This window comes from Variovorax sp. AC103 (assembly GCF_979254005.1).
This window is the reverse complement of record NZ_CEEDFC010000007.1, coordinates 232,102-244,002: the sequence shown is the minus strand read 5'-3', so window position 1 is coordinate 244,002 and position 11,901 is coordinate 232,102. Positions and strand designations below refer to the sequence as shown.

At 71.3% G+C, this 11,901-nt stretch carries 11 protein-coding genes; 5 read left to right on the top strand and 6 right to left on the bottom strand.

Features of this window, described 5'->3' with window-relative positions; genetic code table 11:
* Both leuC and AC0IYU_RS13195 read right to left on the bottom strand, forming a co-directional pair.
* Window positions 1-1,401 carry a 3-isopropylmalate dehydratase large subunit gene (gene leuC, locus AC0IYU_RS13200; protein WP_472117356.1) on the bottom strand — a complete coding sequence of 467 codons (1,401 nt, stop codon included), beginning with the start codon at window positions 1,399-1,401 and terminating at the stop codon, window positions 1-3.
* Window position 1,402: 1 nt separating this feature from the next.
* The gene (locus AC0IYU_RS13195; RefSeq protein WP_472117352.1) at window positions 1,403-2,284 is read right to left on the bottom strand and encodes an isocitrate lyase/PEP mutase family protein; all 882 of its coding nucleotides are present in this window, start codon (window positions 2,282-2,284) and stop codon (window positions 1,403-1,405) included.
* 133 nt (window positions 2,285-2,417) lie between these two features.
* On the opposite strand from AC0IYU_RS13195, the gene AC0IYU_RS13190 reads away from it, so the two are divergent.
* Complete coding sequence (locus AC0IYU_RS13190; protein WP_472117349.1) at window positions 2,418-3,242, top strand: GntR family transcriptional regulator; 825 nt, start codon at window positions 2,418-2,420, stop codon at window positions 3,240-3,242.
* Between the two features lie 33 nt (window positions 3,243-3,275).
* A complete protein-coding gene (locus tag AC0IYU_RS13185) occupies window positions 3,276-4,565 on the top strand; it encodes an MFS transporter (protein WP_472117347.1) in 1,290 nt (429 codons plus the stop codon).
* On the opposite strand, the gene AC0IYU_RS13180 is transcribed toward AC0IYU_RS13185, so the two are convergent.
* Entirely contained in the window at window positions 4,513-5,931 is a 1,419-nt protein-coding gene (locus AC0IYU_RS13180; RefSeq protein ID WP_435482703.1) for an aminotransferase-like domain-containing protein, read from the bottom strand. The genes AC0IYU_RS13185 and AC0IYU_RS13180 overlap by 53 nt on opposite strands.
* Before the next feature lie 99 nt (window positions 5,932-6,030).
* Here AC0IYU_RS13180 and AC0IYU_RS13175 point away from each other — a divergent pair, with 99 nt between their 5' ends.
* Genes AC0IYU_RS13175 through AC0IYU_RS13165 form a run of 3 tightly spaced genes read left to right on the top strand, consistent with a single transcriptional unit; the run spans window position 6,031 to window position 8,226 of the window.
* Window positions 6,031-6,219, top strand: coding sequence for a DUF2970 domain-containing protein (locus AC0IYU_RS13175; RefSeq protein WP_435441643.1), 189 nt, complete (start codon window positions 6,031-6,033; stop codon window positions 6,217-6,219).
* Window positions 6,216-6,929, top strand: coding sequence for a c-type cytochrome (locus AC0IYU_RS13170; protein WP_472117344.1), 714 nt, complete (start codon window positions 6,216-6,218; stop codon window positions 6,927-6,929). Before AC0IYU_RS13175 ends, AC0IYU_RS13170 begins: the two co-directional genes overlap by 4 nt.
* Window positions 6,930-6,942: 13 nt before the next feature.
* Window positions 6,943-8,226 (top strand): c-type cytochrome, encoded by a 1,284-nt coding sequence (locus tag AC0IYU_RS13165; protein WP_472117341.1) that lies wholly within the window; start codon window positions 6,943-6,945, stop codon window positions 8,224-8,226.
* 17 nt (window positions 8,227-8,243) lie between these two features.
* Here AC0IYU_RS13165 and AC0IYU_RS13160 read toward each other — a convergent pair whose 3' ends face one another.
* From AC0IYU_RS13160 to gspF, 3 genes are all read right to left on the bottom strand, one after another.
* Window positions 8,244-9,635 (bottom strand): 8-oxoguanine deaminase, encoded by a 1,392-nt coding sequence (locus tag AC0IYU_RS13160; RefSeq protein WP_472117338.1) that lies wholly within the window; start codon window positions 9,633-9,635, stop codon window positions 8,244-8,246.
* Between the two features lie 78 nt (window positions 9,636-9,713).
* Window positions 9,714-10,613: a 5'-nucleotidase gene (locus tag AC0IYU_RS13155; protein ID WP_435482707.1), complete on the bottom strand. Its 900-nt coding sequence runs from the start codon at window positions 10,611-10,613 to the stop codon at window positions 9,714-9,716.
* A gap of 37 nt (window positions 10,614-10,650) precedes the next feature.
* On the bottom strand, window positions 10,651-11,889 hold the full coding sequence (gene gspF / locus AC0IYU_RS13150; protein ID WP_472117335.1) for a type II secretion system inner membrane protein GspF: 1,239 nt from the start codon (window positions 11,887-11,889) through the stop codon (window positions 10,651-10,653).
* Window positions 11,890-11,901 lie beyond the last annotated feature (12 nt).

The following is an 11,901-nucleotide window of genomic DNA, read 5'->3' as shown; positions in this document are numbered from 1 at the left end:
TCATGCCAGCGTCCTCACGTCGGTGATGCGGCCGGTCACCGCCGCGGCAGCCGCCATCGCGGGGCTCGCCAGATGCGTGCGCGCCCCGGGCCCCTGCCGCCCGACGAAGTTGCGGTTGGAAGTGGACACGCAGCGCGCCTTGGGCGGCACCTGCTCGCCGTTGGCGGCCACGCACATGCTGCAGCCGGGTTCGCGCCACTGGAAGCCCGCAGCCTCGAACACCTCGTGCAGCCCTTCGGCCTCGGCGGCGCGCTTGACGTTCTCGGAGCCGGGCACGACCCATGCAGTCACACCCTTGGCCACATGCCGGCCGCGCGCCACTTCGGCCGCGGCGCGCAGGTCGGGCAGCCGCGAGTTGGCGCACGAGCCGATGAAGACCCAGTCGATCGGCGTGCCCGCAATGGCTGCGCGCGGCGCGAGGCCCATGTAGGCCAGTGCGGCCTCGATGGCGCCGCGCGCTGCCTCGTCCGGCGCATGGGCTGGGTCGGGCACATGGCCGTCGATGGCAATCGCGTTCTCGGGGCTGGTGCCCCAGGTGACGGTCGGCGCGACCGCGGCGGCGTCGATCGCCTCTTCGCGGTCGAACACGGCGTCGTCGTCGCATGCCAGCGAGAGCCAGTACGCGGCGGCGGCGTCGAACGCCGCCCCTGTCGGCGCGAAGGGGCGCCCGCGCACCCAGTCGACGGTGCGCTGGTCGGGCGCGATCAGGCCGAAGCGCGCGCCGAGTTCCACCGTGAGGTTGCAAAGGGTGAGCCGCGCCTCGACGTCGAGCGCGCGCACTGCCTCGCCCGCGAACTCGACGGCGTACCCCACGCCCGCCGCAGCGCCCAGCCGGCCGATGATGTGCAGCGCGAGGTCTTTCGCGGTGACGCCCGCGCCGAGCACGCCGTCGCAGCGGATGCGCATGCGCCGTGGCTTTTGCTGCCGCAAGGTTTGCGTGGCCAGCGCGTGCGTGCTCTCGGAAGAGCCGACGCCGAAGGCCAGCGCGCCGAGGCCGCCGTTGGTGCAGGTGTGGCTGTCGCCGCAGATCACCGTGAGGCCCGGCAGCACGATGCCCATTTCGGGTCCCATCACGTGCACGATGCCCTGGCCCGGCTGGCCCAGGTCGTAGAAGCGCACGCCCGATTTCGCGCTGAGGTCGCGCAGCGCGCCGTGCAGCCTGCCGCCCAGCGCAAAGGTGCCGGGCGTGCGCCCGGGCTGGCTGGAGGCGGCGTGGTCGGGCGTGGCGAAGTCCAGCTCCGGGTTGTGCAGCGGCAGGCCGCGCGCGGCCACCTCGGCCATCGCGGGCGGGCCCGACAGGTCGTGCAGCAGGTGGCGGTCGATGTGCAGCAGCGCCCAGTCGTCGCCGAGCGCGCGCACCACGTGGGCATCCCAGAGCTTGTCGAACAGGGTGCGGGCCATGTCAGCGGCTTTCCATCGCCGCGCCTGCGTTGAAGCGCGTCCGCAGGGCATCCCATTCGTCCGCGCCGAAGCGGCGGAAGGTCTGCGCCACGGTGGCGTTCACCGTCGGGGCCTTGAAGGTCGCCTTCAGCTCGGCCAGCGCCGCGTCGCCTGCCTCGATGGCGGCCTTGAGCATCAGCCCCGGCAGGATCGCGAGCCTATAGCCCATGGCTTCGGCTTCGCGCAGGTCGAACACCGGCGTGCGCCCGCCGGGCACCACGTTGAGCAGGCAGGGGCCGTGCACGCGCCTCGGCACGGCGGCGGCTTCCTCGGGCGTCTGCGTGGCTTCGACGAAGGCCATGTCGGCGCCGGCCTGCAGCGCGGCGTTGGCGCGCGCGATGGCTTCGTCCAGGCCCAGCATGGCGCGCGCGTCGGTGCGCGCAATGACCATGAACGCCTTCGTGCGGCGTGCCTCCACCGCGGCGCGAACCTTGGAGACGAACTCCTCGTGCGACACCACCTGCTTGCCGTCGAGGTGCCCGCAGCGCTTGGGCGAGACCTGGTCCTCGATGTGGATGGCGGCCACGCCGCGCGCCTCGTACTCGCGCACGGTGCGCGTCACGTTCAGCTCGTTGCCGTAGCCCGTGTCGGCGTCGGCGATGAGCGGGATGTCGACCGAGCGTGCCATCACCGCCGCGTTGTCGACCATCTCGCTCATCGTGAGCAGGCCGAAGTCGGGAAAGCCGCGCGCGGCCGAGGTGCCGGCGCCCGTCATGTAGACGGCGGCGAAGCCTGCCTGCTCGATCAGGCGCGCGCCGATGGCGTCGTAGGCGCCCGGGGCGATCACCATGCCGGGCGCGTCGAGCAGCTGGCGAAGCGAAGGGAGCGTCGGGGTGGGAGTCATGGCGGGGCCTTGCCGGATGGCGTTTGAGTTGATGTGTTTATATTCTAAATACAACTGGAGGGAATCCGCAAGCGTGTCGTCCGGCCGCCATCCTGGCGTCTTGCTATGCTCGACCTTCGCTTTTCCTTCTGTCATGGCACGTCCTCCCGCATCTGCTCCCTCGCTCGAACGCGGTCCCGGCACCTCGCTGCACCGGCAGCTCTTCGTCGTGCTGCGTGACGAAATCACCCGCGGCGTCTTTGCCTCCGGCGCGTTGCCGAAGGAAGAGTCGCTGTGCGAGCGCTTCGGCGTGTCGCGCATCACAGTGCGCCGGGCGCTGGCCGACCTGGCTTCGCTGGGCCTGGTCGAACGCCGGCACGGCCTGGGCACCTTCGTGCGCGCCGACCTGCCGCAGGTGCGCGCACGGCCCAGCCTCGGCCTGGTCGACGGGTTGCGCAAGGCGGCACTCGAAACCGATGTCGAGGTGCTCGAGGTCGCGCAGTCCGTGGCGCCGCCCGACGTGGCCGCGCTGCTGCAGCTCGCGCCCGACGAGAAGGCCGTGCATGCGCTGCGCCTGCGCAGCATCGACGGCGTGCCGGTCATGCTCACCGACGCGTGGGTGCCGTCGCGGCTCGGCAAGCGCGTGTCGGCCGCTGCGTTGCGCAAGCATGCGCTCTACGAGATCCTGCTGTCGCAGGGCGTGAAGTTCGGCCGCGTGGTGCAGGAGATCACGGCCGAGGTGGCCGACCCGGTGCGCGCGCGGCTGCTGCAGGTCGACACCGGCGCACCGCTGCTGAAGATGGTGCGCCTGCTGCACGACCTCGACGCCCAGCCGGTGCAGCACCTCACCGTGTCGCTGACGGCGGAGCGCAGCCGGATCCTCATGGACATCGCCGGCGCGACGATCAACACGCTCACTGCGGGGCAGGTGGTGCACGACGTGCATCCGCCGCCTTCGCCCCCCCGGCGGCGCACCTGACGCCGCCCCGAAAGAAGAAGAGAGACAACAACAATGACCCGCGCGGAGACAACGCCCCTCACCCCACCCGGCCACCTGCCCGATTCACGCTACGCCATGCTGCGCCTTGGCCTCACGCTGCTGATCATGACGGTCGGCAGCAGCGGCATGTACGTGGTGTCGGTGATGCTGCCCGCGGTGCAGGCCGAGTTCGGCGTGGCGCGTGCCGACGCCTCGCTGCCCTATACGCTGCTGATGCTGGGCTTCGGCTTCGGCGGCGTGCTCATGGGCAAGCTGGCCGACCGTGTCGGCGTGATGTGGCCGCTGCTCGGCGGCTCGGTCTTCCTCGGCCTGGGCTACATCGCCACGGGCCTGTCGGGCGGCATCGTGTCCTTCACCATCGCGCAGGCATTGCTGGTCGGGCTGCTCGGCTGCTCGGTGACCTTCGCACCGCTGGTGGCCGACACCTCGCTGTGGTTCGTCAAGCGGCGCGGCATCGCGGTGGCGGTCTGCGCCAGCGGCAACTACCTGGCCGGCGCGGTGTGGCCGCCGATCGCGCAGCACTTCGTGGAGACGGTGGGCTGGCGGCAGACCTACATCGGCATGGGCATCTTCTGCGGCGTGACGATGGCGCTGCTCGCGTTGCTGTTCCGCGCGCGGCCGCCTGCGCTTGCGCAGGCACTGCCTGCCGGCGCGTCGAACCGGTCGAGTGGCCTGGCCGCACGCGACCCCACGCGGCCCTTCGGCCTGCGCATGGGCACGGCGCAGGGCCTGCTGTGCGTGGCCGGTGTCGCGTGCTGCGTGGCCATGGCGATGCCGCAGGTGCACATCGTGGCCTACTGCGGCGACCTGGGCTACGGGCCGGCACAGGGCGCGATGATGCTGTCGCTGATGCTGGGCTTCGGCATCGTGAGCCGGCTGGTGTCGGGCGTCATCTGCGACCGCATCGGCGGGCTGCGCACGCTGATGCTCGGCGGCCTGCTGCAGTGCGTGGCGCTGCTGCTGTTCCTGCCCTTCGACGGGCTGGTGCCGCTGTATGTGATCTCGGCGCTGTTCGGGCTGTTCCAGGGCGGCATCGTGCCTTCGTACGCCATCATCGTTCGCGAACACTTTCCGCCGGAGGATGCGGGCGCGCGCGTGGGCACGGTGCTGATGTTCACGCTGTTCGGCATGGCGCTGGGCGGCTGGATGTCGGGCAAGGTGTTCGACCTCACGGGCAGCTACCACGCGGCCTTCCTGAACGGCATTGCGTGGAACCTGCTCAACGTGGGCATCGCGGCGTTCCTGCTGTTCAGGACGCTTCGGCGACCAGGCGGCCAAGGGTCTGCATTGCCTGCTCGCTGAGCGCGTCCCAGGGGTGGCCATAGTTCAGGCGCAGGCAGTTGGTGAAAGCGCGCGTGGCCGAGAAGATCGGCCCGGGCGCCACGCTGATGCCGAGCGCCAGCGCCTTGCCGTGAATCTCCAGCGCGTTCACCCGCGCCGGCAGCTCGACCCACAGGAAGTACCCGCCCAGCGGCCGCGTCGCACGCGTGCCCGCCGGAAAGTAATGCCCCACGGCCTGCGCGAAGGTGGCCTGTTGCAGGGCCAGCGTCTGGCGCAGCCGGCGCAGGTGCTTGTCGAGCCCGCCCTTTTCCAGGTAGCCGGCCAGCGCGAGCTGCGACGGCGCCGAGGTGCTGAGCGTGGTCGTGAGCTTTTGCCGCGCCACCTGCCGTGCGAAGCGCCCGGCCGATGCCCAGCCGATGCGGTAGCCGGGCGCCAGGCACTTGGAGAACGAGGCGCAGTGCAGCACCAGGCCTTGTGTGTCGAAGGCCTTGGCCGGGGGCGGGCGGCGCTCGCCGAAGTAGAGCTCGGCGTACACGTCGTCCTCGATCAGCGGCAACTGGTGCCGCGCCAGCAGCGCGACCAGCGCCTTCTTCTTCGCATCGGGCATCAGGCTGCCCAGCGGGTTCTGGAAGGTGGTCATGAGCCAGCAGGCGGTGGGCCTGTGCGCCGCGATGGCCAGCTCCAGCGCGCCCAGGTCGATGCCTTCGCCCGGATGCGTGGGCACCTCGATGGCGCGCAGGCCCATGCGCTGCAAGGCCTGCAGCGCGGCATAGAAGGTGGGCGACTCGACGATCACCGCGTCGCCCGGCCGCGTCACGGCCGAGAGGCAGAGGTTGAGCGCTTCCAGCGCGCCGTTGGTCACGACGATCTCGTCGGCCGGCACCGGCATGCCGTCGCCCAGGTAGCGCAGCGCGATCTGCCGGCGCAGCGCGGCGCTGCCGGGCGTGAGGTCGTCCACCGTGCTCCACGGGTCCAGCGACTTGGCGCTGGCCGCCATGAACTGCCCCAGCCGCGCCAGCGGAAACAGCAGCGGGCTCGGGAAGGCCGAGCCGAAGGGCACCACCTTGCGCGACATGCTGGCTTCGAGGATGTCGAACACCTGGTCGCTCACGTCGAGCGAGCGCGGGCCGTCGGCGGGGCGCGAGGTGAGGGTGGACTCGGGTGGCGCGTCGCGCAGGCCGCCGCCGGTCACGTAGTAGCCCGAGCGGTCGCGCGCGCGCACCAGGCCGCGCGCCTCGAGCAGGTAGTACGCCTGGAACACGGTGGACGCGCTGACCCCGCGGCTCTCGCCGGTGTGGCGCACCGAGGGCAGGCGGTCGCCGGTCTTCAGGGTGCCGTTGCGAATGGACGCCTCGATGTCGGCGGCCAGGGCTTCGTAGCGCTTCATGGCAGGGCGGTGTTCATTCGGCAGGACTTTATCTGCACCGGTCAATTGAGGGGAATCTGCATCTGTTTTTTTGAGTGGGCAGGGTTCACACTCGGTCCCATGTCGAATCTCATGCGCGCGGTGCGCGCCGTTCTCTGGAGTTTCATCGGCCTGGGCGGGCGCCGCGCCGACGCCGACAAGCGAACCGCGCAGGTCGGCATCCTGCCGCTGATCGGCGTGGCGCTGGTGATGGTGCTGCTGCTGATCGCGGGTCTGCTGGCGTTGGCGCATTACGCGGCTGGCACATGAAGCGCGGACTGCGCCTCTTCGCGCTCGGGCTGCTGCTTGCCGTGCAAGGGACGGCAGGGGCTGCCAACACCACCGTGCCCGACACCATCGAGCAGCGCGTGGCCGCCTGCATCGCCTGCCACGGCCGCGAGGGCGCGACCACCAACGCCGGCTACTTTCCGCGCCTGGCGGGCAAGCCGTCGGGCTACCTGTTCAACCAGCTGGTGAGCTTTCGCGACGGGCGCCGCTTCAACACCGACATGGCGTACATGGTGCAGCACATGTCCGACGATTACCTGCGCGAGATCGCCGACTACTTCGCCGGGCTCGACCTGCCGTATCCGCCGGTCTCGCCCGTGAGCGACGCCACGCCCGAGGTGCTCGCTCGCGGCCGCATGCTCGCGCTGCAGGGCGACCCCGAGCGCCGGCTGCCCGCGTGCGTGCAGTGCCACGGCGCAGCGCTCACCGGCGTGCAGCCCGCCACCCCGGGGCTGCTGGGCCTGCCGCGCCTGTACCTGGCGTCGCAGCTGGGCGCCTGGCTCACCAACGAGCGGCACGCGCAGGCACCCGACTGCATGGCCGAAGTCGGCCGCCGCATGTGGACCTCCGACGTGAACGCCGTGGCGAGCTGGCTGGCCACGCAGCCGGTGCCGGCCAACGCGAAGCCCGCCGCTTCGCTGCCCGCGCCGATGCCGATCGCCTGCGGCGGCACGACCGGGCCGAAGAAGTGACGAAGCCGCACCCATGAAACTCCGACACCTCGGCTGGACGCTGCTGACCCTTCTGGTGCTGATGGCCGTGGCCGCCGGCACCGTCGTGGCCCTGAACCTGCGCGGCGAAGACCCGCTGCCCGAAACGGCCGAAGCCTTCCAGTCCACGCCGCAACAGGTCGAGCGCGGCCGCTACCTCGCGCTGGCCGGCAACTGCGCGGGCTGCCACACCACGCGCGGCGGCCGGCCCTACGCGGGCGGCCTGCCCATCGACACGCCCTTCGGCACGATCTATTCGAGCAACCTCACGCCCGACGACGGCACCGGCATCGGCCGCTGGAGCAGCGCGCACTTCTGGCGCGCGATGCACAACGGGCGCAGCAAGGACGGCCGCCTGCTGTACCCCGCGTTCCCGTATCCCAACTTCACCCAGGTGACGCGCGACGACTCGGACGCCATCTACGCGTACCTGCGCAGCGTGCCAGCCGCCACGGAGCCCAACAGGGCGCACCGGCTGCGCTTTCCCTACGACACCCAGCCCGCGCTGGCCGTGTGGCGCGCGCTGTCGTTCAAGCCCGAGCCTTTCGTGGCCAACGCGGGCAAGCCGGCCGAGTGGAACCGGGGCGCCTACCTGGTCAACGGGCTGGGGCATTGCATCGCCTGCCACGGCCCGCGCAACTCGCTGGGCGCGACGGACACCAGGCTCGGCCTTTCGGGCGGGCTGATTGCCGTGGAGAACTGGTACGCCCCGTCGCTCACCGACCCGCACCAGGCCGGCGTGGCCGACTGGCCCGCCGCCGACGTGGTGGCGCTGCTGAAGACGGGCGTGGCGCCGCGCGGCTCCGTCATGGGGCCGATGGCCGACGTGGTGTTCCGCAGCACGCAGTACCTGAGCGAGGCCGACCTGGGCGCAATGGCGAGCTACCTGAAGGACCTGCCCGGCGTGCCGAAGGCCGAAGCGCCCGTGGCGGCCAACGCCCCGATCCGCCGCGACGCCGGCACCATGGCACGCGGCGCGAAGATCTACGACCAGCGCTGCGCGTACTGCCACGGCGACCAGGGGCAGGGCGCCGCCGGCGCCTATCCGCCGCTGGCGGGCAACCGCGCCGTGAACATGGCGCAGCCCACGAACCTGATCCAGGTCGTTTCGCACGGCGGCTTCCTGCCCACCACGGCCGGCAACCCGCGCCCCTACGGCATGCCGCCGTTCGGCCAGGTGCTGGACGCGGCGGACGTGGCGGCGGTGCTCACCTATGTGCGCGGCTCGTGGGGCAACGACAGCGCGCCGGTCACGCAACTCGACACGATGCGGCGCTGAGTGCGGGGCCGCCGGGGTCAGGCCGTGTGCGGATGCTGCGCGCGCTCGTACAGCGTGCGCGCCAGCGCGCGGTGCCGTGCCAGCAGCGGCGTGAGCTCCAGGCCGGTGAACTGCCCGTCGCGGATGCGCACCGCGCCGTCGATCACGCTCAGCGACATCTGCCCCGGCGTGCAGAACACCAGCGCCGCCACCGGGTCGTGCCATGCGCCCGCATGCGCCACGCCGCGCAGGTCGAAGGCCACGAGGTCGGCCGACATGCCCGGCGCCAGCGCGCCGATGTCGTCGCGCCCCAGCACTTGCGCTCCGCCCAGCGTGGCGATCTCCAGCGCCTCGCGCGCCGTCATCGCGGCGGGGCCGTGGCCCACGCGTTGCAGCAGCATGGCCTGTCGCACCTCGCCCAGCATGTGCGCGCCGTCGTTCGAGGCGCTGCCGTCCACGCCCAGCCCGACCGGCACGCCCGCGCGGCGCATCGCACCGATGGGCGCGATGCCCGAGGCCAGCCGCATGTTGGAGCAGGGGCAGTGCGCCACGCCGGTGCCGGTGCGCCCGAAGAGGGCGATGCCGGCTTCGTCGAGCTTCACGCAGTGCGCGTGCCACACGTCGCGCCCGACCCAGCCCAGGTCCTCGGCGTATTCGGCCGGCGTCATGCCGAACTTCTCGCGCGAATAGGCCACGTCGTTGTCGTTCTCCGCCAGGTGCGTGTGCAGTGACACGCCGCGCTCGCGCGCCAGTTCGGCCGACAGGCGCATCAGGTCGCGCGACACCGAGAAAGGCGAGCAGGGCGCCAGCACGATGCGGCGCATGGAATGGCGCGACGCGTCGTGCCAGCGGTCGATGAGCCGCTCGCTGTCGCGCAGGATGGCCTCTTCGGTCTCCACCACTTCGTCGGGCGGCAGGCCGCCGGCGCTGCGGCCCACGCTCATGCTGCCGCGCGCGGCATGAAAGCGCATGCCCATGGCGTGCGCCGCCTCGATGGAGTCGTCGAGCCTGGCGCCGTTGGGAAACAGGTAGAGGTGGTCGCTGCTGGTGGTGCAGCCTGAGAGCATCAGCTCGGCCATGGCGGTCTGTGTCGACACGCGGATCATCTCGGGCGTGAGGCGCGCCCACAGCAGGTACAGGTGGGTGAGCCAGCCGAAGAGCTCGGCGTCCTGCGCCTCGGGCACGGCGCGCGTGAGGCTCTGGTACATGTGGTGGTGCGTGTTGACCAGGCCGGGCAGCACCACGTGGCCGTGCATGTCGAGGGCCTCGGCCTGCCCGCTGCGCAGGGCGTCGAGGTAAGAGGCCGGCAACTCGGCCGTCGGCCCCACCCAGGCCACCGCGGGCCCGTCGCACACCACGGCGCCGTCGGCGATTTCGCGCCGCGCGGCGTCCATGGTGACCAGAACGTCGGCGTGTCGAAGGATCAGCATGCCGGCATTCTTGCCGGTGCCCGCGGGCCCGGCAAGCCCGTGGCCCGTCATGGCGCCTGCGCAGCGCCTTCGCGGTGCTCAGGGCTCGTTGCTGATGCCGCTGCTCACATGCCCCGCGGGCACGTGGCGCGAGGCCGCGTCGACGTGCCCGGTCTGGTCGTCGAAGAAGAAGTCGGGCTCGAACTCGCGCAGGAACTCGCCCTTGGGCAGGCCGCCGAGGAACATGGCCTCGTCGACGCGGATGTTCCACTTCATCAGCGTGCGAATGGCGCGCTCGTGCGCCGGTGCGCTGCGCGCGGTGACCAGCGCGGTGCGAATGCGCATGTGCGCATTGCCCGCCATCTGCAGGCGGTGCAGCGCCATCAGCAGCGGCTTGAACGGCCCTTCGGGCAGCGGCAGGTCGGCCTTGCTGAGTTCGTGCGCCTGGAAGGCGTCCAGCCCCTCGGCCTGGAACACGCGCTCGGCCTCGTCGCTGAAGAGCACCGCATCGCCGTCGAAGGCAATGCGCACTTCGCTGGGCCAGGCGTCGCTGGCCTTCACCGATTCGACCAGCACGCGCGCGGCCGGAAAGCCCGCGCCCAGCGCCTCGCGCACGTCCTGCGCATTGGCCGACAGGAACAGGTGCGCGCGCAGGGGGCGCAAGTAGCCGAAGGGCGGGCGGCCCTGCGTGAACACGCCGCGCTGCAGCTTGATGTCGGCCGCCACGCTCGAGCGGAAGATGCGCATGCCCGACACCGGGTCGTTGCGCGACAGGATCACCACCTCCACGCGCTGCACGCCGTCGTCGTTGAAGCGCAGCAGCTTGCGGATCAGCGAGTACGCAATGCCCGGTGCGGCCGGCACGTCGATGCGGTCGAGCTGCAGCTTCATGTAGCCCTCGTTGTCGCCGGCGTCGAAGATCCTGTTTTCTTCTTCGAGGTTGAACAGGGCGCGCGAGGAAATCGCGACCACGAGCTTGTCTTCGAGCGTTACGGGCATGTCGCGTGCACCTGGGTGTGTGAGGCGATGCGGCGCGTCACTTGATGAACTGGTTGAGCTGGATGATCGGCAGCATCACCGCCAGCACGATCAGCATCACCACGCCGCCCATCGCCACGATCAGCAGCGGCTCGAGGATGGTGGCCAGGTGCATGGCGCGGCGCTGCACTTCGGCGCCCAGCTGGTTGGCCGCGCGCTGCAGCATCAGCGGCAGCGTGCCCGTTTGCTCGCCCAGGCGCGCGAACATCGACACCAGCCCCGGAAAGCGTTTCTTCTGCGCCAGCGCAGAGGCCAGCGGCGCGCCTTCGCGCACCAGCACCAGCGCGTCGAGCGCGTCGGCGCGCATGGCGCGGTTGCTCAGCGTTTCGGCCGCCGCCTGCAGCGCGCGCAGGATGGGCACGCCGGCGGTGGCCAGCATGGCCAGCGTGCTGGCGAAGCGCGCCGCGTTGTAGCCGCGCGCGAGCTTGCCCACCAGCGGCAGCTTGAGCCAGGCGGCGTCGAACTTCAGGCGGAAGGCTTCCTGCGCCAGCGCGAGCCGCACGCCGGCTGCTGCGAGCACCACCGCGCCCAGCATCCACCAGCCGTAGTTGCGCACGCCCGCGCTCAGCGACAGCATCACGGTGGTGAGGAAGGGCAGCGAGCGCTTGGTGCCCGCGAACACCTGCGCCACCTGCGGCACCACGTAGCTCACGAGGAAGATCACGATCACGATCGCCACCAGCGTGACGATGGCCGGGTACAGCGCCGCGCCGATCAGCTTCTGCTGCAGCGCCTGGCGCTCTTCCAGGTCGTCGGCCAGGCGGTCGAGCACCAGGCCCAGGTTGCCGCTCTGCTCGCCGGCACCGATCACGGCGGTGTAGATGGGCGAGAACTCGCGCGAATGCGCCGACAGCGCACGCGCGAACGGCGAGCCCGCGTTGACCTCGGCGCGCAGCGAGGCGACGAGGTTGCGCTGCGGCTCGGACTCGGCCTCGTCGGTGAGGGCGGTGAGCGCGCGTTCCAGCGGCAGGCCCGAAGACACCAGGCCCGCGAGCTGGCGCGTCCACACGGCCAGGCCGGTGGAATTGAAGACCCGCTTGCCGCCGCCCAGCCAGCGGCTCAGGCTGCTGCGCTGGCCGGTGCCGTTGACGTGGTCGCTGCCGACCGGCTTGACCGACAGCGGAATGAGCGCCTGCGCCCGCAGCAGGCTGCGCGCGCTGCGTGCGGTGTCGGCCTCGAGCACGCCTTCGCGCGACTGGCCGGTGGCATCGATGGCTTCGAAGGAATAGGCGGGCATGGCGAAACCGGC

What these genes read in the sequence shown, in the direction of transcription:
- AC0IYU_RS13160 (WP_472117338.1), bottom strand. Translation starts at nt 9,635, where the DNA reads ATGCTGATCCTTCGACACGCCGACGTTCTGGTCACCATGGACGCCGCG.
- AC0IYU_RS13185 (WP_472117347.1), top strand. Translation starts at nt 3,276, where the DNA reads ATGACCCGCGCGGAGACAACGCCCCTCACCCCACCCGGCCACCTGCCC.
- AC0IYU_RS13175 (WP_435441643.1), top strand. Translation starts at nt 6,031, where the DNA reads ATGTCGAATCTCATGCGCGCGGTGCGCGCCGTTCTCTGGAGTTTCATC.
- AC0IYU_RS13165 (WP_472117341.1), top strand. Translation starts at nt 6,943, where the DNA reads ATGAAACTCCGACACCTCGGCTGGACGCTGCTGACCCTTCTGGTGCTG.
- leuC (WP_472117356.1), bottom strand. Translation starts at nt 1,401, where the DNA reads ATGGCCCGCACCCTGTTCGACAAGCTCTGGGATGCCCACGTGGTGCGC.
- AC0IYU_RS13180 (WP_435482703.1), bottom strand. Translation starts at nt 5,931, where the DNA reads ATGAAGCGCTACGAAGCCCTGGCCGCCGACATCGAGGCGTCCATTCGC.
- AC0IYU_RS13170 (WP_472117344.1), top strand. Translation starts at nt 6,216, where the DNA reads ATGAAGCGCGGACTGCGCCTCTTCGCGCTCGGGCTGCTGCTTGCCGTG.
- AC0IYU_RS13195 (WP_472117352.1), bottom strand. Translation starts at nt 2,284, where the DNA reads ATGACTCCCACCCCGACGCTCCCTTCGCTTCGCCAGCTGCTCGACGCG.
- AC0IYU_RS13190 (WP_472117349.1), top strand. Translation starts at nt 2,418, where the DNA reads ATGGCACGTCCTCCCGCATCTGCTCCCTCGCTCGAACGCGGTCCCGGC.
- AC0IYU_RS13155 (WP_435482707.1), bottom strand. Translation starts at nt 10,613, where the DNA reads ATGCCCGTAACGCTCGAAGACAAGCTCGTGGTCGCGATTTCCTCGCGC.
- gspF (WP_472117335.1), bottom strand. Translation starts at nt 11,889, where the DNA reads ATGCCCGCCTATTCCTTCGAAGCCATCGATGCCACCGGCCAGTCGCGC.